Source organism: Undibacterium sp. SXout20W, assembly GCF_049340285.1.
GTDB lineage: Bacteria > Pseudomonadota > Gammaproteobacteria > Burkholderiales > Burkholderiaceae_D > Undibacterium.
The window spans coordinates 1-255 of sequence record NZ_JBMPPH010000144.1; the positions used below are offsets into that span (position 1 = coordinate 1).

1 pseudogene is annotated in these 255 nt (G+C 42.7%); it reads left to right on the forward strand.

Annotated features, from left to right (window positions below):
- Positions 1-119, forward strand: a pseudogene (locus ACO0K1_RS20385) (IS30 family transposase); the annotation flags it as partial.
- Between the last annotated feature and the right edge of the window lie 136 nt (positions 120-255).

Consider the following 255-nt stretch of genomic DNA (forward strand, 5'->3'; position numbering starts at 1 on the left):
TTACACAACAGGAGATTGATCACGCCATGAATAGACTGAATAATCGACCAAGAAAAAGGTTAGGATACCTTACACCCAATCAGGTATTCTTCAAAAATACGCTTGCACTTCAAAATTGAACTCGCGCGGGGGGTGTCCTGAATTTTGTGTAAACGGGGGTTCAGTTAAACATTCGGCATACGGTCGCCGAACTGGATTGTAAATCGATTCAGCGCTGCTTTCCAATCTCTAATTGGCATTGTCCATTTTTTGCTG